The sequence below is a fragment of the Aeribacillus composti genome, from assembly GCF_031760945.1.
GTDB classification, from domain to species: Bacteria; Bacillota; Bacilli; order Bacillales; family Aeribacillaceae; genus Aeribacillus; species Aeribacillus composti.
On the sequence record NZ_CP134501.1, the window covers coordinates 1,700,945 to 1,726,188 of the forward strand.

20 protein-coding genes, 1 pseudogene and 1 riboswitch are annotated in these 25,244 nt (G+C 39.4%); of the genes and pseudogenes, 18 read left to right on the forward strand and 3 right to left on the reverse strand.

Annotated features, from left to right (window positions below; genetic code table 11):
• Positions 1-9: 9 nt before the first annotated feature.
• The 3 genes from deoD (at position 10) to RI196_RS08330 (ending at position 3,359) form a co-directional block, all read left to right on the forward strand.
• Positions 10-714, forward strand: a complete 705-nt coding sequence (gene deoD, locus RI196_RS08320; protein ID WP_066250301.1) for a purine-nucleoside phosphorylase — start codon at positions 10-12, stop codon at positions 712-714.
• A 236-nt stretch (positions 715-950) separates the two neighbouring features.
• Complete coding sequence (locus RI196_RS08325; RefSeq protein ID WP_130157584.1) at positions 951-1,790, forward strand: M15 family metallopeptidase; 840 nt, start codon at positions 951-953, stop codon at positions 1,788-1,790.
• 183 nt (positions 1,791-1,973) lie between these two features.
• Complete coding sequence (locus tag RI196_RS08330; protein WP_066250343.1) at positions 1,974-3,359, forward strand: S41 family peptidase; 1,386 nt, start codon at positions 1,974-1,976, stop codon at positions 3,357-3,359.
• Positions 3,360-3,896: 537 nt separating this feature from the next.
• Here RI196_RS08330 and RI196_RS08335 read toward each other — a convergent pair.
• On the reverse strand, positions 3,897-4,310 hold the full coding sequence (locus tag RI196_RS08335) for an Hsp20/alpha crystallin family protein (protein ID WP_063389698.1): 414 nt from the start codon (positions 4,308-4,310) through the stop codon (positions 3,897-3,899).
• 138 nt (positions 4,311-4,448) lie between these two features.
• Here RI196_RS08335 and rarD point away from each other — a divergent pair, with 138 nt between their 5' ends.
• From rarD to RI196_RS08400, 13 genes and pseudogenes are all read left to right on the forward strand, one after another.
• Positions 4,449-5,348, forward strand: coding sequence for an EamA family transporter RarD (gene rarD / locus RI196_RS08340; protein ID WP_063389699.1), 900 nt, complete (start codon positions 4,449-4,451; stop codon positions 5,346-5,348).
• Positions 5,349-5,382: 34 nt separating this feature from the next.
• Entirely contained in the window at positions 5,383-5,649 is a 267-nt protein-coding gene (yoyC, locus tag RI196_RS08345) for a protein YoyC (protein WP_063389700.1), read from the forward strand.
• Positions 5,650-5,663: 14 nt separating this feature from the next.
• The gene (locus RI196_RS08350) at positions 5,664-6,011 is read left to right on the forward strand and encodes a YojF family protein (protein ID WP_311067244.1); all 348 of its coding nucleotides are present in this window, start codon (positions 5,664-5,666) and stop codon (positions 6,009-6,011) included.
• A 17-nt stretch (positions 6,012-6,028) separates the two neighbouring features.
• On the forward strand, positions 6,029-6,697 hold the full coding sequence (bshB2, locus tag RI196_RS08355) for a bacillithiol biosynthesis deacetylase BshB2 (RefSeq protein ID WP_063389702.1): 669 nt from the start codon (positions 6,029-6,031) through the stop codon (positions 6,695-6,697).
• 183 nt (positions 6,698-6,880) lie between these two features.
• A complete protein-coding gene (locus tag RI196_RS08360; protein WP_311067245.1) occupies positions 6,881-7,963 on the forward strand; it encodes a C40 family peptidase in 1,083 nt (360 codons plus the stop codon).
• Between the two features lie 977 nt (positions 7,964-8,940).
• Positions 8,941-9,133: riboswitch (Lysine riboswitch) on the forward strand.
• A gap of 138 nt (positions 9,134-9,271) precedes the next feature.
• A pseudogene (locus RI196_RS08365) lies at positions 9,272-9,575 on the forward strand (group II intron maturase-specific domain-containing protein); the annotation flags it as partial.
• Between the two features lie 119 nt (positions 9,576-9,694).
• A complete protein-coding gene (locus RI196_RS08370) occupies positions 9,695-11,161 on the forward strand; it encodes an amino acid permease (protein WP_063389705.1) in 1,467 nt (488 codons plus the stop codon).
• Positions 11,162-11,972: 811 nt separating this feature from the next.
• A complete protein-coding gene (locus RI196_RS08375; protein WP_130157580.1) occupies positions 11,973-12,878 on the forward strand; it encodes an ATP-binding protein in 906 nt (301 codons plus the stop codon).
• 10 nt (positions 12,879-12,888) lie between these two features.
• Positions 12,889-14,805, forward strand: coding sequence for a vWA domain-containing protein (locus tag RI196_RS08380; protein ID WP_311067246.1), 1,917 nt, complete (start codon positions 12,889-12,891; stop codon positions 14,803-14,805).
• Between the two features lie 250 nt (positions 14,806-15,055).
• Positions 15,056-17,899 carry a 2-oxoglutarate dehydrogenase E1 component gene (sucA, locus tag RI196_RS08385; RefSeq protein WP_063389707.1) on the forward strand — a complete coding sequence of 948 codons (2,844 nt, stop codon included), beginning with the start codon at positions 15,056-15,058 and terminating at the stop codon, positions 17,897-17,899.
• Between the two features lie 16 nt (positions 17,900-17,915).
• Positions 17,916-19,175 carry a 2-oxoglutarate dehydrogenase complex dihydrolipoyllysine-residue succinyltransferase gene (gene odhB / locus RI196_RS08390; protein WP_063389708.1) on the forward strand — a complete coding sequence of 420 codons (1,260 nt, stop codon included), beginning with the start codon at positions 17,916-17,918 and terminating at the stop codon, positions 19,173-19,175.
• A gap of 74 nt (positions 19,176-19,249) precedes the next feature.
• Positions 19,250-19,456 (forward strand): DUF6501 family protein, encoded by a 207-nt coding sequence (locus RI196_RS08395; protein WP_063389709.1) that lies wholly within the window; start codon positions 19,250-19,252, stop codon positions 19,454-19,456.
• A gap of 49 nt (positions 19,457-19,505) precedes the next feature.
• Complete coding sequence (locus RI196_RS08400; RefSeq protein ID WP_311067247.1) at positions 19,506-20,948, forward strand: NAD(P)H-hydrate dehydratase; 1,443 nt, start codon at positions 19,506-19,508, stop codon at positions 20,946-20,948.
• Positions 20,949-20,953: 5 nt separating this feature from the next.
• Here RI196_RS08400 and RI196_RS08405 read toward each other — a convergent pair whose 3' ends face one another.
• Complete coding sequence (locus tag RI196_RS08405) at positions 20,954-21,805, reverse strand: superoxide dismutase (protein ID WP_311067248.1); 852 nt, start codon at positions 21,803-21,805, stop codon at positions 20,954-20,956.
• Between the two features lie 53 nt (positions 21,806-21,858).
• On the opposite strand from RI196_RS08405, the gene RI196_RS08410 reads away from it, so the two are divergent.
• Entirely contained in the window at positions 21,859-22,137 is a 279-nt protein-coding gene (locus tag RI196_RS08410; RefSeq protein ID WP_311067249.1) for a hypothetical protein, read from the forward strand.
• A 1,139-nt stretch (positions 22,138-23,276) separates the two neighbouring features.
• On the opposite strand, the gene RI196_RS08415 is transcribed toward RI196_RS08410, so the two are convergent.
• Complete coding sequence (locus RI196_RS08415; RefSeq protein WP_063389712.1) at positions 23,277-24,761, reverse strand: aldehyde dehydrogenase family protein; 1,485 nt, start codon at positions 24,759-24,761, stop codon at positions 23,277-23,279.
• A gap of 240 nt (positions 24,762-25,001) precedes the next feature.
• On the opposite strand from RI196_RS08415, the gene RI196_RS08420 reads away from it, so the two are divergent.
• The gene (locus tag RI196_RS08420; RefSeq protein WP_063389713.1) at positions 25,002-25,241 is read left to right on the forward strand and encodes a spore coat associated protein CotJA; all 240 of its coding nucleotides are present in this window, start codon (positions 25,002-25,004) and stop codon (positions 25,239-25,241) included.
• Positions 25,242-25,244: the final 3 nt, after the last annotated feature.

Below are 25,244 nucleotides of genomic sequence, written 5' to 3' on the forward strand. Positions count from 1 at the left end.
CTTGATAACATGAGCATTCATATTGGTGCGAAAAAAGACGAGATTGCTGACAAAATATTGCTTCCCGGTGATCCCCTTCGGGCCAAATATATTGCGGAAACTTTTTTAGAAAATGCTGTATGCTACAACAAAGTTCGAGGAATGTACGGTTTTACCGGAACTTACAAAGGAAAGCGCATCTCTGTCCAAGGAACAGGAATGGGGGTTCCATCGATTTCGATTTACATTCATGAACTCATGCAAGAGTACGATGTGCAAACGCTTATTCGCGTTGGCTCCTGCGGTTCCATTCAAAAAGACGTCCACATCAGAGACTGCATTTTAGCTATGAGCGCATCAACGAATTCCCAAATGAACCGCATAACGTTTGGCTCTGTTGATTATGCGCCTACCGCTAATTTTGATTTGTTGAAAAAAGCTTATGATGCTGCAGTATCAAAAGGAATCGACGTCAAAGTCGGAAGCGTGTTCACGACGGATTTATTCTATAATGATCAAGCGGAGCACGAAAAATGGGCTGAATACGGAATTTTGGCACTTGAAATGGAAACGGCTGCTCTTTATACACTTGCTGCGAAATTCGGCAGAAGAGCATTATCTGTTTTAACGGTCAGCGACCATGTCCTGACTGGGGAAGAAACATCTGCTGCCGAAAGGGAATCGACCTTTAACGAAATGGTTGAAATCGCTCTTGAAGCTGCTATACAGGAATAAAACGGCATGTGCGGCGTCATGCCGCTTTTTATTTTTTAAAACATGTTCACAAAAATTGAAGGAAACGGCTTAGCTCCATTTATTACATTCACTCTCTTGTTTTAGTTTTTGAAAGATCGTCATCTGCTCCTTTCTTTTATTGAACGTTATGATAAGTTATAATGTAAGAACCGTTTTTCTTCTGTTTGGACAAGTGTTAAAATAGGAGTGAGAGATTATACAAGGTGGGAATTTTTATGCATAAAATCATCGCAGTCACGATTCTTGCAGCTTTGATGCTTGCCGGATGCTCAATGCCATTTGATAAGCTTCCCTTTTTTCATGGAAGCGACTATGTTGAAGAGAATGAACCGCAAGCAAAAACAGTAGAAAACAAAGAACTCGTCCAAACAACGGAAAAAACCGTCCAAACAGAACAAATTGATCCGGAATTTTTGCTTGAGGAGCAATATTTTAATGTCGTACAAACGGTTAACGGTCAACCCGTTATTCAAAATCCTGACAATATTTTAGTTCTTGTCAATAAAGATTTTTTCCTTCCTGTCGACTATAAACCAAATGATTTGACAGTGCCAAACATACAGTTTTCATTCGGGGACGCGGATGTTCCGAAGCGTTATTTGCGCAAGGAAGCAGCTGCGGCACTTGAACAGCTTTTTGCAGCTGCGAAAAAAGACGGCGTGATTCTTTTCGGAGCCTCAGGCTTTCGTTCGTACGATCGGCAGGTTGAGCTGTTTGAAGCAGAAAAAAAACAAAAAGGGGAGCAAAAAGCAGTTCAAGCAGTAGCAAAACCTGGTCAAAGTGAGCATCAGACAGGGTTATCTATTGATGTGACGAGTGAAAGTGTAGATTTTCAAATTACTGAAAAATTTGGGGAAACGAAGGAAGGAAAATGGCTTCAACAAAACGCCCATAAATTTGGCTATATTATCCGCTATCCGAAAGGGAAAGAAGCGATCACAAAATATAAGTATGAGCCTTGGCATATTCGCTACGTTGGAAAGAAAGCTGCAAAAGTCATATATGAAAATAATTTAACACTTGAAGAATATTTCCAAAAAGTAAAGAAAATTTAACCGAAGCTCTCCCGCTGAAGCGGGATTGATTTTTTCATAAACAAGAGATGAAGGATGAAAGAGCGTTGATTTAACGTTTTGACTTGCCATTTCTTTGCCGACAGAAACACATAGATCGTTTGACGATATTGTAATTGTCGGACATAATGAAATGGATGGATTAAAGGGGGAGTTGTGTTGTATATTAAAAAACGAAATTTTTTCATCGCAATTGTACTGACGGTCATAATAACTTGCGGTTTTACGCTCACATTACTCAACTTTACGTCAGCATCTGAAAAAGAAAATGATAGTTTTGAGAAGCTTTATTCAGCATATGATACGTTAAAGCAAGAATATTATAAAAAAATAGATGATGAAAAATTGGTAGAAGGTGCTGTCAAAGGGATGGTAGAATCTCTCGACGACCCGTATACGTCATATATGGATTTGAAAGAATCAGAAGGATTTGAAGAAAATATATCTTCAAGCTTTGAAGGAATCGGTGCAGAAGTAACAGAGACGAACGGCTATATCATGATCGTCTCACCGATAAAAGGCTCGCCTGCCGAGAAAGCAGGGTTGAAGCCGAGAGATAAAATTTTAAAAGTTGACAATAAAAGTGTTGAAGGAATGTCTGTGAATGAAGCGGTATCTCTTATTCGTGGCGAAAAAGGAACGAAAGTAAGCCTTGAAATTGAACGGGATGGCGTCGGCACGCTGACCTTTACGATTACAAGAGATACGATTCCGATTGAAACAGTTTATAGTGAAGTAGTAGAAAATAAAATTGGAAAAATACAAATCACAAAATTTTCCGAGAACACTGGAAAAGAATTGGCAGATGCATTGACAGAGCTGAAGGAGAAAAAAGTAAAAGGAATTGTCCTCGATTTAAGACAAAATCCTGGGGGATTGATGGACCAAGCCATAACGATGTCAAATATGTTTGTTGATAAAGGCAAAAAGATTTTGCAAGTTGAAGCAAAAGACGGATCAAAGGATATTTATAAAGCGGAAAATCAACCAATCGTTGATGTTCCGGTCGTAGTCATCACAGATAATGGAACAGCCAGCGCAGCCGAAATTATGGCCGCGGCTTTGAACGAATCGGAGGGAATTCCGATTGTAGGAGAAAAAACGTTCGGAAAAGGAACCGTTCAAAGCGCTAAAACGTTTGAAGACGGTTCGTCGATGAAATATACGATTGCCAAATGGCTGACACCTTCAGGCAAATGGATTCACGAAAAAGGAATAGAACCTCAATATAAAGTGACTTTGCCTGAATATGCTCATTTACCATATTTAAATCCGGAAAAAACGTTGCAGGAAGGCGACGTTTCAACAGAAGTGAAAACAGCTGAGAAAATGCTTCAAGCTTTAGGCTATAAAACAGATGTGGACGGATATTTTGATAAAGCATTAAAAAATACTGTTGTTGCTTTCCAAAGAGACCATCAATTAAAACAAACGGGGAAAATCTCACAAGATACGACAATCAAACTGATGGATTTAGTAAGAGAAAAAATTGAAAAAAATGATACCCAAATGAAAAAAGCAATTGAAGTATTGAAATCGAAGATGGAATAAAATTGACAGCAGCGGCTTGGTCTTCCGGCCGCCTTCTTTATTTTCAGATTTGTTCAAGCATATTGTTGACATTGAAAGGACTTTATTTAAGGAAAGTCCTGTTGCAAAAGCTTTACTTAACTGATTTTTTCTATACGATAAAGCAAGAGGGAATGATTGCTAATACAACTAAGGCATCCAAATATATGTAAAGTGATCGCAAATAAAAAAGGGCAAGTGACAAATATTTTGCTTTTAAATTCTTGCCTACCTTCTCCACTTTTCATTTCATTTTAAAAAATTTAATAATCATAGACCTCCCTATCGTTCTGCCATTTTCATTTCATTTTTGTTGAGCTTTCATATAATGCGGCGAACGTTCGCTTCGATATTTTTGAATTGGTGTTAAGAAAAGGGATTAAAGTAAAATGCGGAATCGGATTTGTCTGCATTTCATCTTCAGTTTCAAGAATATGTTGAAGATCCCTTTTGGCAGTGCGGAGTTTATCCATACGAAAATTGGATGAGTGGAGGCTGGTTAACAAAACCGGCCTCATTTTACTCAGATGGGAAAAGATCAATTTCCGTATAATGATGATCTTTTAATTTCACGAATTTAATTTCAAGAATTCCGTCAGAAAAAACGGCTTTTGTCCCTTTTCTTTTCACAGGTGCAGGAAATACAAATTTTTTTTGTTGATTTTTTTCCGGATAATTCATAAGATGCAAATGGTGTTGGTTATGTTGGATTTTTATCATTTTTTTTAAATCATCATTCATCGGAAGTTTAATATAGATAAATTCATCTGTCTCATAAAATTCAGGTGAAGGAGGAGCTTCTTTATGATTCATAATAGGAAAAGGACTGGTGAATGGGAATTGCTCTGTATAGTGTGAACCAAACGCTTGCTTCATTACTTCCTGAATATATTGTTCAACATGTCCGGCATTCATGTTTTTCCAAAGATTCATTGCTCACACATCCCTCTTCGACCCTAATTGTTACATTGTAATATATGACTGCTGCGGAAAGATCGTTCAAAACAATTTCTTGGAAAAAGCGATCGAAACAGAATATAATGTGTGATATGGGAAGGAAGATGATCTAGCATGAGATCAGGAATCATGTATATTAGTCTATCTTATATTTTATGGGGGATATTCCCTATTTATTGGAAAGTATTAGACCATGTGTCATCTGAGGAAATTTTGGCTCATCGAATCATATGGTCTTTTGTTTTTGTGTTGCTGTTGCTTTTGTTCCAAAAACGATTTGCTGATTTTTTATATGAGTGCACAAAAATCGTTAAATCACCCAAGATTTTGTTAACGTTGGCTCTTTCATCCTTCTTAATCAGCGCCAATTGGTTTGTTTATATTTGGGCGGTGAATCATGACCGTGTACTTGAGACAAGTCTTGGTTATTACATAAATCCATTGGTGAGCGTACTATTAGGAATGATCTTTTTGCATGAAAAATTAAACAAAGGGCAGCAGACCGCGTTTTTGTTTGCGGCTTTCGGAGTGCTCATATCAACTGTCCATTATGGCCATGTCCCGTGGACATCGCTTATTCTTGCGAGTACATTCGGGTTTTATGGACTGGCTAAAAAAGTGATAAAATTAGATTCTGCTTTTGGTCTGGCGCTTGAAACGTTTGTTGTGTTTCCAATTGGAATCATTTATGTGCTATACTTAGAATCGTTAGGAAGCAGTGTTTTTTTTGAATGGGATGCATCGACCAACTTTCTTCTAATGGGAACAGGCGTCATTACGGCGATCCCTTTATTGCTGTTTGCGAAAGGTACGCCTAAAATTCCGATGTATTTTCTCGGAGTCTTGCAATATATTGCGCCAACGATCACTTTTTTTCTCGGCGTTTTTCTTTACCACGAGCCGTTTACTGTTGTAGAATTGATCACCTTTGTTTGCATTTGGACAGGCATCATCATTTTTACAATGAGTGAACCTTCTTTCAAAACGATATGGAAGACTAGACTCTCAAAGTAACCTCATGCAAGCAGGTTCCTCGAGGTGAATAAATGTGAATGATAACGAACTTCTTCATGCATACAGAAAACTTTGGTCAAACCGAACTCTTTCAGTAGGGTCAGATGAGAAAAAAACGTTGGAAGAGGCGATTAAAAAAGAACTCCTCGATGAAATGACTCACCCTAGAGTAAGAAAAAGTCCAGATAAAAAATTACTAGATGCGCTGAAACGCATTATAGCAGCCGACATTTCACCGGAAGAGAAGCTTGAATTAATCAGCAAGCATATGGAGATGTATGAGAAAATCTTAACAAAATAAAGAAGGTGGAAGCTTTGAAACCGATTGATCCGATAAGGGTTCAAAAAATCATTGATTCTTTTTTACATAAAGAGGTGTATATTCATCTTGAAACGACAACCGGTGCTTATACTTCACACCACAATCAAAACAGCATGACTATTGTCGCGTTTGTCCGAAATGCAAAAATTACATTTTCACAAGGTAAAATAAAAGGAACAGGACCATACCGTGTCGGATTAAAAACAGAGGAAGGCTGGGTGTATGCTGAAGGTCTTACCGATTATACCGTTGATGAACAAAATCGCCTTCTCATGGCCGGCCACGATCGAGATGGAAAGCTTGCCATTGCATTACAAATTAGTGAAACTCCATTTACTTAAAAAGGAGAGAGGAATAAATGGAAGAGAGGTTATTAGTGATCCTGCCTCATCCCGACGATGAATCGTTCGGAGCAGCAGGACTGATCGCTTTAAAACGGAAAGCAAACGTACCTGTCACGTATGCTTGCTGCACTTTAGGCGAAATGGGCCGCAGCATGGGAAAGCCTTTAATCGCCAATAGGGAGACATTAAAAGATATTCGAAAAAAAGAATTGGAGCAGGTCGCAAAAATTTTAAATATAAACGATTTACGAATGCTCGGCTATCGGGATAAAACATTGGAATTTGAAGATGAAGAAAAATTGGCAGACCACTTTGAACAGATCATCCGGGAAGTCAAACCGACCCTTCTTGTCACGTTTTATCCTGGTTATGCTGTTCATCCAGATCACAACGCTTGTGGCGAGGCGGTTATTCGTGCGGTGAAACGCTTGAAAAGGGAGGAGCGTCCAACCGTTTATTGCATAGCTTTTTCAAACGATCGATTTGAACATATAGGCGAGCCGGATGTAGAAATCGATATATCTGAAGTTGCAGATATAAAAATACAGGCATTGAAGGCTCATCGATCGCAAACTTATTCCATCGTAGAAAAAATAGAAGAAGGAGGAAAAGACCTCCCTCAATTTCAACAATTTTTTCATAAAGAAACGTTCTGGATTTACCCATTTGATGATGAAAAATAAACGATCGAATAGGCTGCTTTGAAAATATTTACAATACAGGTCTATCATCCTCTTTTTTGAAAAAATGATGAATTTTATCTTATAATATAGTAAAATATGAAGAAAGTTGTCGATATAATAAGTAAGAAATTTTATTGTACGATAAACGAACATAGGATGTCTCATATGAGGAGGAAAGGCTGTATGAAGAAAAAAGTGTTGGGATTAACGACATCCGCGGTTCTTGGATCTTCGGTTTTCGCAGGAGTCGCTTCCGCTGAAACGATTCGAGTAGAAGCCGGGGATACTCTTTGGGGAATCTCGCAAAGATATAATACTACTGTTGTAAAGTTAAAAGAAGCAAATAGACTTACAAGCGATACAATATACATAGGTCAGGTTTTAAATATTCCTTCAGAAGCATCGTCTTCTCCGAAAGCGAAAGTAACTACTAATAATCAAACAGAGGCGGCTCCTAAACAAACTGGTTCGACATACACAGTGAAAAAAGGTGATACGTTATGGGGCATTGCCAAAAACAACGGAACGTCTGTCAGCGAATTAAAAAGGCTGAACGGATTAACCAGCGATTTAATTTATCCTGGCCAAGTGTTAAAACTATCTGGATCCAGCCAAGCTGTATCTAGCGAAAAGGTTAGCGCCAAAGAACAGGTGCAGGCGCCCAAACAAACCTCACAAACTTCAAATAAAGCAAGTTCACAAAATACATATACCGTCCAAAAAGGCGACTCTCTATGGAAAATTGCTGTAAAATTTAAATTAACCGTCAATCAATTAAAAGCTGCGAATAACCTTTCATCTGACGTTATTTACCCCGGCCAAGTATTGAAGCTGTCAGGCTCTTCAGCCGATAGTGCACGTCAAGTGAATTCCGGTACAAAAACGAATTCTGATTCATCTACTCAAAACGGCAAAGTTTTAGTAATGATTCGAGAAGCCAAAAAATTAGTTGGAGTTCCGTACAGATGGGGCGGAAATACGCCATCTGGTTTTGACTGCAGCGGATTTGTTTACTATGTATTAAACAAAGTGACATCCGTTTCTCGGTTAAGTACAGCCGGTTATTGGAACATGATGAAACCAGTAAGTTCACCAGATGTCGGAGACTTTGTATATTTTTCAACATATAAAGAAGGTCCTTCCCACATGGGAATCTATCTTGGAAATGGGGATTTCATTCATGCCGGATCAAGTGGCGTGCAAATATCGAATTTAAACCAAAAATATTGGAACGATCGATATTTAGGAGCCAGATCTTACTTTTAAAATTATATTTTGCGAGAATGAGAAACATGAAGCAATCAGCCGTTTGTTGGCTAATTGCTTTTTTAATCGGAAGAATGATAGAATCGTCTAATTTGCCGATACATCCATCTTACTGGAGATTTTGTATATGTATGAAATTTAGGGTTGTTAAAAATGTTTCGACATTATTGACAAGAAATACAATTGTATATAAAAATTTATATTTTGCAACGAATTCAGCAAATGATATGGAATAATTTTTAGAAAATAAGTCATACTCTGTTGATCTGAAGGAGGTGCTATAGGTATTGATTAGGAGCACGGTCATACAGGATATTACAGATATTGTAAATCTGTTAGGTGGGACGGACCCTACCATGTAAATATATTCAATTAATATCTACTAACATGAGGTGAAGAAGCTATTGGAAGTTAGTGAAATTTAAAGAAAACGTGAGAATTTTGAAGAAAATTAAAGTTTATAGAGGGAGGGTGAAATGATCCCAACACCATTTTATTATTATGCTTTTAGGCTGAGAAGTGATATCCAAGCTGTAAGGAATGCTTTACTTCCCCCTAAAACATCGGTCTGCTTGAGGGTCAAATCAATCGCTTACAAATAATAAAACGAGTGACTTGCGGACGAACTGGATTATTTTTGTTAGAGAAACAGGTACTTTATCGATTGTGATAACTATTGCGAAATAACAAATATAAACTTGTTTTCAACCCTTACTCGTTTTCATAAAAAATTTCGTAAGAACCATATTTAAAATCATTTCTAAACAAAAGATCGAAGTCATCACGAGAAACCATGTCTTCTATCTACAACAATCATCTGGTAGACCGATTGATCATCCCTTGAAAGCAATGGTTGGATTTTAAAAAATTCTATACGAAAAAATCTTGTCTCAATCGAGGTGCAAATAGATATTGTTTTTGCACAAAAATTGTTTTATAATCATTATGGAATTAAATAAATAGCATCCTCATTCACCCGATGAGGTAGAGGTTGCGGCTTTTATGAGTACTGCGAACGAGATGCAGAGAACATTGAAGACTTCGCTGGAAAGGGAAAGCCGCCGAAGTTCGCACATTTCTCTGGATGTGCGGACTGGGGTTGCCACCGAACAGGGGCAGCACTGTCACGGTTTGCCTGAAGAAAAGCAGCCGTGGAGCGCTATCTTCACGGAAGGGTTGATACGGGTAATGTTTGTATTGCCGCCGAATCACCTTCGGCGGCTTTTTTGGTGCGCCCAGCATGGGTGTAATCTCTAGGGTGAAAGTCCCGAGCTGCAAAGGCAGAAGAGCAGTTAGCTTAACGCAAGGGGATGGTGCGGCTATTTTGCCTTGGCAGATACGCCAAGTAAGTTCAAAGAATTTGGCGAATGGATCAGACGAAGACTTCGAATGTGTTTATGGAAAGAGTGGAAAACGCCGAAAACAAAAATTCGGAAACTCAGAGGATTAAGTGTTCCAACGCATAAGCCATTCGAGTGGGGTAATACGCAAGAAATACTGTCGGATTGCCTGCAGTCCCATTCTACACAAAACCCTCGACAACTCCTACTGGAGTCGACAAAGGTTAAGAAGTCTATTCGAAAGATATCAATTTCTGCGTCATCTTAATTGAACCGCCGTATACTGAATGGTACGTACGGTGGTGTGAGAGGTCGGGGGTTAGTCACCCACTCCTACTCGATTATCACCCGGCTCCTTTCCATGACAAAGAAAAAAGGAGCGATGAAAACAATGGAAAGCGTTATTAAAAAGAAGGAAACAGCTACGACCGCCCATTCTTCGCCTAACCAGCTTCGACGCAAGCTAAAAACAAGGCATTTAACGATGATTTCTCTTGGTGGGACGATTGGCACTGGATTGTTTTTAGCCAGCGGTGGAGCAATTCATACTGCTGGGCCGGGCGGAGCGCTGGTAGCGTATATTGCAATTGGTATAATGGTGTATTTTTTGATGACCAGTCTTGCAGAAATGGCAGCTTATATGCCAGTTACTGGAACGTTTAGTACGTATGCAACTAAGTTTGTCGATCCTGCGCTCGGATTTGCTCTAGGATGGAATTACTGGTACAACTGGGCCATTACGATTGCCGCAGAGCTCTCTGCTGTGACTATAATTATGAAATTTTGGTTTCCTGATAGTCCTTCACTTTTATGGAGCGCTTTATGCTTAGTAATTATGTTTCTGCTTAATTATTTATCCGTAAAAGGATTTGGCGAAGCAGAATATTGGTTTTCGCTCATTAAAGTAATAACAGTCATTATTTTTCTTATTGTCAGCTTTTTAATAATTGTAGGTATTATGGGTGGTGAAGCGGTTGGATTTAAAAACTTCACCATCGGCGACGCTCCATTCCATGGTGGTTTCATGGCGACTCTCGGCATTTTTATGGCGGCGGGTTTTTCTTTCCAAGGAACAGAGCTGCTTGGAGTTGCAGCAGGTGAAAGCGAGGATCCGAAGCGTAACATTCCTCGCGCCATTCGGCAAGTATTTTGGCGCATTTTGCTATTTTATATATTGGCTATTTTAGCAATCGGACTTCTTATTCCATATACGAATGAAAATCTAGCGAATAGCGATGTTACGGTCAGCCCGTTTACTCTCGTTTTTGACAAAGCTGGCATTGCGTTCGCTGCATCCGTTATGAATGCTGTCATTTTAACAGCGGTTTTATCAGCTGGAAACTCTGGTATGTATGCGTCTACTCGGATGCTTTGGGGGCTAGCAAAAGAGGGGAAAGCGCCAAAATTTTTGGCTAAGTTGAATCGCCGGGGAGTCCCTGTTAATGCATTACTGGTTACTGCTTCATTAGGAACGCTTGCTTTCTTGGCTTCGTTTTTTGGGGATGGGATCGTCTATGTATGGTTATTAAATGCTTCTGGTATGTCGGGGTTCATTGCATGGCTTGGCATTGCAATCAGTCACTATCGTTTCCGCAAAGCGTATGTTGCGCAAGGGAGAGATCTCCGTGATCTTCCTTACAAAGCAAAATGGTTTCCATTCGGACCGCTGTTTGCTCTGGTACTTTGCGCGGTCGTCATTTTGGGACAGAACTACAGGGCCTTCATGGGAGAATCAATCGACTGGTACGGTATTCTCGTTTCTTACATTGGATTGCCATTGTTTTTAGCAGTTTGGTTTGGCTATAAAATCGTGAAAAAGACAAAGGTCGTTCCTCTCGATGAATGTGAATTAGACTAAAAAGCCGCTTGAAAAGACGCATTAGTATCCAAAATCTGCACGTTCGGTGTTCAACGGATTTTGTATGCCATCACAACGACGAAAACGCTCGTATGGTGCAGGACAAGTGTAAACGAATGATGGTCCAATCAGAAAAGCCGCTCTTTCTTGATACGGAGCGGCGTTCATCAGTTAAAGGGAAAGCTTCATCTTTTCCATCAAATGATTTGTTCTTTTTATTCCGATAATTAAGATTGTCTGTTCAGAGCTCCCAACATCCAGAGATGGGGGAATGGCGGAAAGGCGTCCATCATCTTCCTTTCATTTGGTAAGATAGAAAACGATTGGATTGAATCCATTCCTCCCTATATAGATGTAACTTGACATGTTAACATCTGCATGGATATGTAGCTTGGACCGTTTTTCGACGGTCTGAAAATAGGTGTCTTTCTTAATGTTGCCAAAATGTTAAATGATACATTTGAATTACAAGATCTATATATATAAAATTTTAACTAAGCTACTAGTATGCGAAAGTTGAGTTCAATATAAATAAATTTCTATATAATTTATTGATTTATAGGGGCTGTCTAATAAGTCGATTTTTGGGCTTATAGACGCCCCTTTAACTTTTTTTAAAACGTTGATATATTCATGCTTATGATTTGATGGATTTTGACTTTCTGGACAATCCCAGTAGTACAAACCACGTCTATGGTTTGTGCTGTCTGTAAAAATTACAATATTTTAAATTCAAAAGAATCTTAAAAATTAATGTGTTAAAAAAGGATATGATATAGTTATGTAGTGAAACAATATAAAAAAGAACGTGATGATTAGAAAGGAAATTTTTATGATGTCTTTAGAGCTTCATTTGCCAAAAGAAATAATAAATGTAATTGAATCTCGCAAAAAGCGGGTGCATTCTGATCAAGATCAAAGATTAATTGGACAAGGCGGTTTTTTGTCTGACGATCCAGTCATTTTGTATGATGCGCTGGTGGCATTGGCCCTTGGAAAAAATGTTTTGTTAAAAGGACCGACCGGTGCTGGGAAAACGAAACTTGCTGAAACGCTGTCATCATTTTTTTCTCAGCCGATGCACAGCATTAACTGTTCAGTTGATCTTGATGCCGAAGCATTGCTTGGATATAAAACGATTGTCAATTCCAGCAATCAAACAGCCATTGAGTTTGTCGAAGGACCTGTTATTCAGGCGATGAAAAAAGGGCATTTTTTATATATAGATGAAATCAATATGGCGAAACCTGAGACATTGCCAATTTTAAATGGGGTGCTAGATTACCGGAGGCGGATCACGAATCCATTTACACAAGAGGTTGTGGCGGCGAAAGAGGGATTTGGTGTCATCGCAGCTATTAACGAAGGGTATGTAGGGACGGTTCCGTTAAACGAAGCGTTGAAAAACCGATTCGTCGTGATTGATGTTCCATATGTACAAAATGAAAAGTTAAAACAAGTGCTCACTGAGCAGTCTTCTTTAAAAGATGAAAAGCTGATAGAAAAGTTTCTCACATTATCCAGCGACATTATTACACAAGTAAAAATCGGGAAGGTTTCGGAAGAAGCAGCTTCCATCCGGGCTTTGATCGATGCCTGCGATTTGTCGGTTTATTTGCCCCCTTTAAGAGCGATTGAACGGGCCATTGCAGCAAAATTGGATGATGAGCTGGAAAAAAGAGCGATCATGAACATTGCAGAAACCGTTTTTGAGTGAGGGAAATCCGATGCATTATATAAAATTTAATGATGAAATCATAGATTCAATGTTAATGATGGAGCTGTCCGATTTAGCGCAAACATTGACAAAACGAAGAGATATCGATATCGCTTTTGCCGTTCAGTCTTACTTTCATCCAGCAGAACAAAAAATTTATATCAGCCATTTTTGGAACGATCGTGCGGAAGAAGACAAGCTTGCAGGATTTAAATCAGACATTTATTTGCGCGCAATTGGCAGCTATTATTATACGGATTTTCATCAAATTGCTGCATTTCATGATCTCGTTCGGACATTACATCATCAAAAATTTGCAAAACAGCTGTTGATGCTGCTTGAAGATGTCCGGATTGAAGAACTGGTTAAACGCGATCGTCCCGGGACAAAGCGCTATTTCCGCAAGCGACTGAATATTTATAAAAAATATTACCATGATCAGCTGAAAGCAAGTCTTGATCGGGGATTTGCAACCGATGCGCTCTTTGCGGCCCTGTATGAAATGGCTACGGCCACATCACCTGTTTTGAATGTACCAGAAATAAGCGTCCAAATAGATGAACTGCTGCCTTTCGTGAAGGAACAAGTGATGAACGTATACGATGCAAATAGCACGAAAGAAGTTTCCGATATTGTCCTGAAGACGATGAGGCTGTTGGATGAAGTGTTGAAAAAAGATTTGATCCATACTTATTTCATTTTGCCTGATTTATCGGAAAAAGATCTCCATACCTTGACTTTTGACGACATGAAACGAAAAGACCGGCTTCAAAATCATGATGCACTGGATAATGTAAAAAAGGGCGATGAAGATCTTCATGATGAAAAAATGGCCATATGGCATCGTGAAACATCCACACCGACGAAAAGCTTTTTGCAATTTGATTTAGAACAAGGAACGCAAACGAATTTAATAGATGAACATGCAAGGCAAACTGAGACGGGAGATCAGGCGCTTGTGATTGTGGAAGGTTCAGCTAGACAGACTCAAAACAATTATTATGACGAAGTAAATGCTGATGAAAAGCTGCAAAAAGAAGCAGAGCAAGAAATACAACAACAACTCGGGAAGGAAAACAAGCATGCAAAAGCATATTTCCTGACGGCAAACATGCCAAAGGAAGCAGAAAAATCTGCGTATGAAAAGGAATTGCAGCAATTGATCGTGTACAAAAAACGTTTGCAGCGAATCATTCAAAAAACGCTTGAACATAAAAAGACATATCCAAAACAAGATGAACATTTTGGCAGATTGAATAAAAAGCTGTTGCGTCTATGGACGGATGAAAACCCGAAGCTTTTTTTCAAAAAAAGGAATCCTGCGAATGATCTTGACGGGGTGTTTACACTGCTCGTCGACTGCTCTGCATCCATGCACGACAAAATGGAAGAAACGAAACGAGGCATCATTTTGTTTCATGAAACGTTAAAGTCTGTTCGGGTTCCACATCAAATTGTCGGTTTTTGGGAAGACTCGGCAAACAGTACAGAAAACAACCAGCCGAACTATTTCAAAAAAGTAATCAACTTCGAAACTTCACTTAGCTCCAGCTCAGGACCAGAAATCATGCAGCTTTTGCCTGAAGAAGATAACCGCGACGGTTTTGCGATCCGGCATATGACAAACGAACTGCTTGCAAGAAAAGAGAAGCAAAAATTTCTTCTTGTTTTTTCAGACGGTGAGCCTGCTGCCTACGGATATGATCAAAACGGAATTGTCGATACACATGAAGCCGTAATGAATGCACGAAAGCACGGTATAGAGGTGCTGAACATATTTTTATCCGCCGGAGCAGTTGAAGAAAGCAAAAGAAAGGTAATGAAAACGATTTATGGAAAACACAGCATCATGGTGCAAAATATCACAGAACTCCCGGACGTCTTGTTCCCGCTTTTGAAAAAATTGCTGCAAAAAACAATCGAATAAACCGCCAAAACATGGCAGAATACAACATGTATTCAAAAAATCAAGAAAATTATTATATAAAGATGCTAATTTTTAAGTAAATACTATTGGTCAATCTGATGAATAGTGTTAAAATAGCGGTGGAAGCGGTTATTTAAAAAAATATAGCTTGCTTCTTGTGGGATGGTGATGAGAATTTAAAAAAATTTTTTGTGGGGAAACAAAGCAGAAGAATTCTAATGATTAGTGATCATTGGGGGTTTTTAAGAAAATGGAAGAAACTTCGTCAAATTTAAAAATCGCATGGCGTGATTTTCACGGACCTAATTTAGGGTATGTCATGGACTTATATGAACAATATTTAGAAGATCCGAATTCTGTTGATGAAGAATTAAGAAACATGTTTGATGCTTGGGGGGCTCCTGAGGCTCTAACTGAACAATCTTATGTAAACTCCTCATCCACTGTAAGCAGAAATTTGTCTTATACGTTTGAAAAGCTGCAAAAAGTAGCAGCTGCTGTAAGGTTTGCAGAGGATATTCGGACATTTGGACATTTGGATGCTTCTATTTATCCTATGGGGATAAAACATAACGAAGAAGATGTTTTGAATGAATCAAGATACGGTCTGACGAAAGAGGACTTAATTGAAATACCGGCCAAATTGTTGAGTCCGTATACTCCTGATCATGTACACAACGGGTACGAAGCGATCCAATATTTAAAAGATGTTTATTCAAAATCGATTGCATTTGAATTTCAGCATGTCCACAATTTTGAAGAGCATGAATGGCTCAACGAAATGGTGGAATCTGGGAAAATTTTCAAAACACTTTCAAAAGAGAAACGCATTTCTCTTTTGAAGCGATTAACAGAAGTTGAAGGATTTGAATCTTTTCTCCATAAAACATTTGTCGGCCAAAAGAGATTCTCCATTGAAGGTGTTGATATGCTCGTTCCGATGCTTGATGAGCTGATTTCTGAAGCTGTGAAAAGCGGAACGACAAATATAAACATCGGAATGGCGCATCGGGGCCGACTAAGCGTGTTGGCTCATGTGTTAGGAAAGCCATTTGAGCTTATTTTCTCTGAGTTCCAGCATGCACCGAACAAAGAATTGGTTCCGTCTGAAGGTTCAATCGGAATCAACTACGGCTGGACCGGAGATGTGAAATATCATTTAGGTGCGGACAGAAAAATTAAAGATCATAATGTTGTTCGTGCACGGCTCACGCTAGCGAACAACCCTAGCCATCTAGAGTTTGTGGATCCGATTGTGGAAGGGTATACACGTGCAGCCCAAGATAATCGTAATGTGCGCGGATATCCTGAACAAGATATTCACAAATCCATGGCTGTGCTGATTCACGGCGATGCAGCATTCCCTGGCGAGGGAGTCGTGGCAGAGACTCTTAACCTTAGTCAGTTAAACGGTTACAAAACCGGAGGAACAATCCACATTATCGCCAATAATATGATTGGATTTACGACGGAAAGCCATGATTCTCGATCAACAAAATATGCCAGCGACCTAGCCAAGGGCTTCGAAATTCCGATCGTTCATGTGAATGCGGATGATCCAGAAGCATGTTTGGCAGCTGTTTATATTGCCATTTTGTATCGCAATAAATTCCATAAAGATTTCTTAATTGATTTAATCGGATACCGCCGTTACGGGCATAACGAAATGGATGAGCCGATGGCGACAAATCCGTTGCTTTATGAAAAAATTAAGAAACATGAAACAATTTGCAAATTATATGCTAAACAGCTTGAAAGCGATGGAATTATTTCTTTAGAAGACGCAAGAAAGTTTGAACAAGAAGTGCAGGATCGGCTGAAAAAAGCATACGATAAAGTTCCAAAAAACGAACACCAAGAAGAGGAAATTCATATTCCAGAAACGGTCAGCCATGGTCTGCCCAAAATCGACACGACTGTGCCGGTGGATGTCCTTGACAAAATTAACAAGGAATTAATTACTTTCCCAGAAGGATTCACCGTTTTTAATAAATTGCAAAAAATTCTAGAACGCAGGGCAAAAGTATATGAAGAAGAAAGAAAAGTAGATTGGTCGCTTGCAGAAGCGTTCGCTTTTGCGACAATCTTGAGAGATGGAACTCCGCTTAGAATTACTGGACAAGATTCGGAACGCGGGACTTTTGCTCATAGACATTTAGTCTTGCACGATGTGAAAACAGGCAAAACCTTCTCGCCGCTGCATCGTTTGTCGGATGTTCAAGCATCGTTTGCGATTCATAACAGCCCGTTGTCTGAAGTTTCTGTATTGGGATTTGAATACGGATATAACGTATTTTCTCCGGAAACGCTTGTCATTTGGGAAGCACAATTCGGTGATTTTGCAAACGTTGCACAAGTCATATTCGATCAATTTATTTCAGCCGGCAGGGCAAAATGGGGACAAAAATCTGGACTCGTCATGTTGCTGCCACATGGATATGAAGGCCAGGGACCGGAACATTCCAGCGGGCGTTTGGAACGGTACTTGACCCTTGCTGCAGAAAACAATTGGACGGTGGCAAATGTAACGACTGCTGCTCAATATTTTCATTTGCTAAGAAGACAAGCAGCGATTTTAACAAAAGAAGAAGTGCGTCCGCTCATCATTATGACGCCAAAAAGCTTGCTGCGTAATCCAAATACGGTTTCCGACGTTACAGAGCTGACTGAAGGTCAATTTCAACCGGTTATTGAGCAGCCTGGTTTAGGTCAAAATAAAGAAAAAGTAAAACGTTTAATTTTGTGCACTGGCAAAATATCGATAGAATTGGCGAATGGTCTACAAAAATTAGATCAAAAAGATTTTCTTCATATTGTACGGGTGGAGGAAATTTATCCGTTCCCTGAAGAAGAAATTAAAGAGATTATAGAAAGATACCCTAACTTGCAGGAAATCGTCTGGGTGCAAGAAGAGCCGAAGAATATGGGATCGTGGATTTTCACATATCCGCAATTAAAATCTATTGTGGGTGATAAGCTCGCTGTTAAATATATTGGACGTCCAAGACGGTCAAGCCCTGCAGAAGGAGACCCGACAATTCACAAAAAAGAGCAGAGCCGAATCATAACAGAAGCGCTTACATGGAATGAATGAGGAGGAAATTTAAAAAATGGCTGAAATTAAAGTTCCAGAACTAGCAGAATCCATTTTAGAAGGTACAATTTCTCAATGGTTGAAAAAACCTGGCGATAAAATTGAAAAAGGCGAATACATTCTTGAGCTGGAAACCGATAAGGTCAATGTTGAAATTACTGCTGAACATGCTGGTGTTTTAAAAGAAGTATTTAAAAATGAGGGCGATGTTGTCGAAGTTGGCGAAGTCATCGGAATCATCGATGAAGGCGCAAGTGAAGCTCCACAGGCAAGCAGCCCTCAGCCAGAACAAAAAGTAGAAGCCGCTCCAGAGCAAAATCGAGAGGAGCAAACAGTTCAAGTGGAATCGGAAGAACAGTCTGCAGGCAAACCGCGCCCAATCGCAACGCCTGCAGCAAGAAAGCTTGCACGTGAAAAAGGAATCGACTTATCGGCCGTGCCGACGGCTGATCCGCTCGGTCGTGTTCGCAAACAAGATATTGCATATTATGAAGCGCCAAAAGCGGAAGAAAAAGCCCCTAATAAACCAAAACCAGAACCGCAAGAAACACAAAAGGCAACGGTTGCAGATCAGAAGCCTGTGGAACGGATCAGAATGTCCCGCAGAAGACAAACCATTGCCAAACGTCTAAAAGAAGTTCAAAATACAGCAGCTATGCTGACAACCTTTAATGAAGTGGATATGACAGCAGTTATGAACATCCGCAAACGGAGAAAAGATCAATTTTTTGAGGAGCATGATGTTCGTTTAGGCTTTATGTCCTTCTTTACAAAAGCAGTAGTCGCAGCCTTGAAAAAATTCCCTCTACTGAATGCGGAAATTCAAGGCGATGAAATTGTGTTGAAAAAATATTATGATATTGGAGTAGCTGTTTCTACAGATGAAGGTTTGGTTGTTCCTGTTGTAAGAGATGCAGATCGCTTAACATTTGCTCAAATCGAGCAAGAAATTGCCGATCTTGCAGCAAAAGCGAGAGCAAATAAACTTGCGCTTTCGGATCTGCAAGGAGGAACATTTACGATAACTAACGGCGGTATTTTCGGATCTTTATTGTCAACACCGATCTTAAATGGACCTCAAGTCGGTATTTTAGGGATGCATAAAATCCAGCTTCGCCCAGTTGCGATTGACGAAGAGCGCATTGAAAACCGTCCGATGATGTATATTGCTTTATCATATGACCACCGTATTATTGACGGAAAAGAAGCTGTCAGCTTCTTGGCAACTGTCAAAAAGCTGTTGGAGGATCCAGAGCAGCTCTTGCTGGAAGGGTAAATCACTAATGAAGGAAGAACGCATTCCGCGTTCTTCTTTTCATATGAAAACGAGCGATTGAAGGAGTGGCAAACATGAATCATCTATCATGGAAAAACAAAAAAGCGAATAAAAAAGTTGTATGTTTACATACAAATGCAAAAAAGTATATGGTAAATAATGTATTGACACCTGGACAAACTTATGATGTCTTGAACGAAACGGAAGAGTATTATTTTATTATCGACAATTCCGGAAAAGTAGGCGGGTTTTACAAAGAATATTTTGAAGAAGCAAAATAGCTAATCATCCCTTTATTTTTTCTTTCCTTTTTGAGAGGAGGTGTTGTTCGTGTTCGTTTATACTGAAGAGGATATTCGCAACATTGACAATCTGGCAGAAAAAAATGGCCTTTCTTCTATTGTGTTGATGGAAAACGCCGGGCGCTCTTTATTTCAAAAGCTTGTTTCGTACGTAAAAAAAGATGATCGCATTTTAATATTGTCCGGTAAAGGCAACAACGGCGGAGATGGAATTGTTTTGGCCAGATATTTAAAACAAAACGGCTACCATGCCGATCTTTCTTTTCCGCTTGGGGCACCGAAAAGTGAAGCAGCGAAGCATCATTTCGCTTTTTATAAAAACAGCGGTTTTCTCGAAACAGCCGAATATGAACAAAATCATTACCAAGTCATCGTTGACGCTTTGCTGGGGGTCGGTGCAAGGCATCCGCTAAGAGATGATGTGAAAAACATCATTGAATGGATTAATGGACAAAACGCTTTTGTCGTTTCCGTTGATGTTCCTTCAGGAGTTTTATCCGACTCCGGAGAAGCGCCAATAGCGGTTAAAGCAAACGTCACCATCAGCATCCACGGATATAAGCGATCAGCCTTTTTGCTGCCTTCTTCATCTTTTTACGGAAAAAAGGAAGTTGTGTCCATCGGCCTGAAGGAAGAAGGGAAATGGAAGGTCTGGACAGAAAAAGATGTGAAGCAAACATGGCCGAACCATCCGTCTTTTTCCCATAAAGGCACTTTTGGAACAGGCTATTTAATTGCTGGCTCCGACGAAATGCCGGGAAGTGTGCTTCTTGCTGCGAAGGGAGCTATGAGGGCAGGAATTGGCAAGCTTGTGATCGGCACAACACCATTTGTAGCCGGTGCCATCGCCGGGCAAATTCCTGAAGCAACTTATTTTTTTGAAGGTCTTATAAAAGCAGGAGATGGTGAATTCCCGGAAAAGCTGTCAGTATGTGCAATTGGACCAGGTATCGTTCCTGGAGAAGAGACCGAAAAAGCCATTCAATCCATCTTACAAAACGATTGGCCTGTTGTGCTGGATGCCGGTGCGTTACATAAACGCACATATCCGAAAAATAGACAACATCCTATTGTGTTAACACCGCATCCGGGTGAATTTAGCCGTTTAATCGATCAGCCGATCAGCTATATACAAAAGAACAGAATCGAAGCTGCTTCTAAATTTGCCGTTGAAGAAAATGTCATTGTTGTTTTAAAAGGCCAATATACAGTGATTGCATTTCCGGATGGAACAGGAATGATCAATCCAACTGGAAACATTGCTTTGGGCAAAGGCGGGAGCGGAGATGCATTAACGGGAATCATCGCTGCTTTTTTGTCCTATTATGAGAACAAAAAAGCAGCTGTGGCAAATGCAGTCTATTTACACGGTTTATGTGCAGATCTGTTTGTAAAAACGAAAGGTGTAAGATCAATGCTTGCGGGCGATATTCCAGACATTTTGCCGGAAGTGATGAAACGATTCGAATAGCCTTATCAATATGGCTTCCAAATGACTTTTTTTGCAGTTTGAAATCTTTGTTCCACTTCTGGCCAGTTGACGATTTTCCAAAAATTATCGATATATTTTTGCCGATCGTTTTTATATTGCAAGTAGTATGCATGCTCCCAAACATCTAATACAAGAAGAGGAATGACATCCCATTGGCTTAAGTTTTGATGCTTTTCCGCCTGCAATATTTCCAATCTTCTTGAACGGGGGGACCATACTAATATCGCCCAGCCTCCGCCTTCGACTGCTTTTGCAGCTTCGCTGAAATGCTTTTTAAATGCTTGAAAGCTTCCAAATGAATTTTTGATCGCTTCCTTTAATTCACCTTTTGGCTCGCCCCCGCCTTTTGGGTTCATGACATTCCAAAAAATTGTATGCAAATAGTGGCCTGCCCCATTGAAAGCTGCTTCCCGTTCCCAATGTTTAATCAATGAAAAATCTCCTGTTCTCCGTGCTTTTTCCATTTCGATTTCCGCCTTGTTTAAACCGTCTACATAGCTTTGATGGTGTTTCAAATGGTGAAGCCTCATGATTTCTTCTGAAATATACGGCTCAAGCGCATTGTATCGATAGGGAAGAGGAGGGAGCTTATGTTGTCCTATCGGCACAGCCAAAGACCGGTCATCTTCACCTTCAATAAATAATCTGAATTCATCATACAATTGATTCGCCTGTTCATAAAGTTCGCTTTCTGAAACGGACTCGGCTTTGTCCAGCTCTGTTTTGAAACGGATTATTTTTTCCTCGAATTCGCTTGCAAAAGGGTGTTCTGAAATGATGTTTCCATAAAGATCATCACACCATTTTTTTAATTCATTAATATACGATTCACTCAAGACAACAAAATCCTCCTTTTCATTCAATCGTCCAGAATACTATATGAAGCAATTTGAAAAAGGGTGAACTAAAAGAAGCGCGTCTTTTTTTAGATGGAAGAGGGAAGCTCCTTAAAGCGGTTTTTCACCAATTAAAAACGGATGATTTTTTGAAGACGTGCATTTTTTATATGAGAGGAGAGGCTGGATGGGAAGAAATTTGTTTGTCAATACTCGGTCTTGTTATGAAAAAAGAGCAGCTGCCTGAATTATGTATGAAAAATGCCAGCGTATCAATGCAAAATAAGATCAGGGGATTGTCCCAAAAGGATACATCCATTGGAATTCAATAATCAAGAAATGCTGATATATCAGCATTACTGAACATGAAAAGGGGGATCCAATACCGTGAAATCAACTAATTGTACGGCCCCTTAAGTTCAATCTGCCCAAACATCGTTCATTGAACAGTATACTTTTCATCTTTTCAAATAAGCACGTCAGCTTCTTTAGCTTTTTTGGAAACTAATAGACAAACTCTACTTTAATGGCAGAAGTAAGTACATTCAAATTTCATTTTAACAACAAAATACTACTTCTTGATTAGATCTGCCATCATAACAAAAATTTTATCATCATACGCATTTTCATCCTGCTTTAAAATGTCGTCTATATATTTTTGGTATTCCTTTACAAAAGGCTATAACAAAGTCCGTGAAATGACAATCCAGTACTTTTTGTTTGCTTGAATCATAATACAACAATCAATAAACAGACGATTTTGGGATTTTTTTAATGTGATATTTTAAAGCATTCTCAAAGCTTCTACGGTCCCTTGAACTATTTTTCATTACTGAATTTGATCAAGTAATCTCCGATATCTAATAAAAGACCATCACGGAATGTTGTTTTTGTCCCTTTTCAACAATATACATATATAATCTTTTGTAGAAATAAAAGGATAGCTCAAAAGGAGCATCTTTTGTATCCTCATATTCTTCAATCTCAAATAATAGCTTCATCTGTCTATACACCCTTTAAATTCATTTTGTTTACTATTTTTACAGATTTCATATATTAAATTACTTGATTTATCCCGTTACTTGGTTTTCCTTTAAAGATTTCATAATCCTCTTCATTTCTGTTTTTGAAAGATTTTTAGAAACAATGTTCATTTTATATCGCGATTTTCCCTGTAATTCCTTTTTGATGCTGTGCGTCCTTTCATTTATGTAAAAAGCAGAGAAGACAACGCTTTTTTCAATTTAAAGCCGAACAGGGAAGGGGTGTTCTGCTGTATTATGGACAATTACTGTTTCTGTTGTTTTTCACAGAGGAAATGCCCGAGCTTTTCTCAATGCAGAAAGTACTAAAGCAGGCGGAACTCAACCTTTTAGGAGAAGTTCTCGACAACTGGAAAGCCCCACAGAAATCATTTTCTGTGGGGCATAGATATTGTTTTTTAGACAGGCGCTATTCTGAATTATATATTTTAATTTAAGCTAATCCACACGCTTTTTACTTCTGTATAGTTGTTCAAAGCATATGAACCCATTTCGCGACCGATACCTGATTGTTTGTATCCGCCAAACGGAGAAGCTGCATCAAATACATTATAACAGTTGACCCAAACAGTTCCTGCTCTCAAGCGATTGGCGACATAGTGAGCGTTGGCCACATCTCTCGTCCATAAACCGGCAGCTAAGCCGTATTCGCTGTTGTTTGCCCGATCAATAACTTCATCTAAATCTTCAAAAGGCAATGCAGCAATGACCGGACCGAATATTTCCTCTTTGGCAATTGTCATTTTATCTTCAACATCAGCAAAAATTGTAGGAGTGACAAAATAGCCTTTTTCAGATGGCGTAGATCCGCCGGTCACAACTTCTGCGCCTTCTTCAATTCCTTTTTCAATATAATTCAACACTCTTGACTGCTGCTCTTCAGATACGAGCGGCCCCATTTCCGTTTCCGGATTCAGGCCAAAGCCTTGTCGGATATTTTTGGCATGGGAGGCCATATCTGCTAATACATTATCGTAATGTTTTTTCTGAATAAACACACGAGAACCTGCACAGCATACTTGACCTTGATTAAACATTACACCGTTTAATGCACCTGGAATCGCTTTTGACAGATCAGCATCCGGCAAAATAATATTCGGCGATTTGCCTCCTAATTCCAGCGTAACTCGCTTCAGTGAACGTGCGGCATTTTTCATTATCAGCTTGCCGACTTCCGTCGATCCGGTAAAAGCAATTTTATCTACCAGAGGATGATCAACAATCGCTTGCCCAGCTGTTTCCCCAAAGCCCGGTACTATGTTGATAACCCCAGGTGGGAAACCTGCTTCTTCAATAAGCTCTGCTAAATAAAGGGCTGAAAGTGGAGTTTGTTCTGCAGGCTTCAAAACGACTGTACAACCAGTTGCAAGAGCGGCACCAAGTTTCCACATTGCCATTAGAAGCGGGAAGTTCCATGGAATAATCTGGCCGACAACACCAACAGGTTCATGTCTTGTATAATTGAAAAATGGGCCGTTGACAGGAATGGTCTGCCCGACTATTTTTGTAGACCATCCGGCATAGTAACGCAAGTGTTCAATGGCTAATGGAATATCTGCATTTCTAGTTTCCCGGATCGGTTTTCCGTTATCCAGCGTTTCCAGCTGAGCTAGTTCTTCTTTGTTTTCTTCCAGTAAATCCGCCAGTTTGTACAATAATCGGCTTCGTTCAGCAGCTGATATTTTGGACCATGGCCCGCTGTCAAAAGCAGCTCTTGCCGCACGGACAGCACGGTCAATATCTTCTTTGTCCGCTTCATAAACCGTTGCAAGAGTTTCTCCAGTTGCTGGATTAGGAGTGTCGAACGTTTTGCCGGAAACGCTTTCGACAAATTCACCATTAATGTACAACTTTTTTTTCCCTTTTAGAAACTCCGCTACTTTCCCTTCAACATTAGCGATTAATTGACTCATCGATCATCCTCCTAATTTTTTTTTTCGTTGTGTAAACTCTGGATGAACGAAATACAGTTTTATAATAAAGGAAAATTCAGAATATTTCAACCTATTTTTTAAAAATTACCAAAAATCTCCTGACCAACAACTGCTGGATGGCCGCAGAAAACTTAAGAAAACAACTTTATTTCAGTCATCAAGACAAACTATTTAAGAATAATCGTATAAAGAGAAATGAACTTCAAAGAGGTGATGACTATGAATGAGAAGCATCAAAAATCTTTTACGACCGTAAAATCATATCGTCCTTTTCATAGCAGATATGATCCATGTAAACCAATCGGTGTCAAATACTATTCCACACCGCCAAACCTTTTCCTCGGTTTTCAGCCGCCGAACTTGCAGCAATTTTCCGCAAAAGAAGCATTAAAAAAAGGGACTCTTTGGCGATTTTTTTATGACTATTACGAAAATCCGTATGAGAAAAAAGGGAGGTAGCCA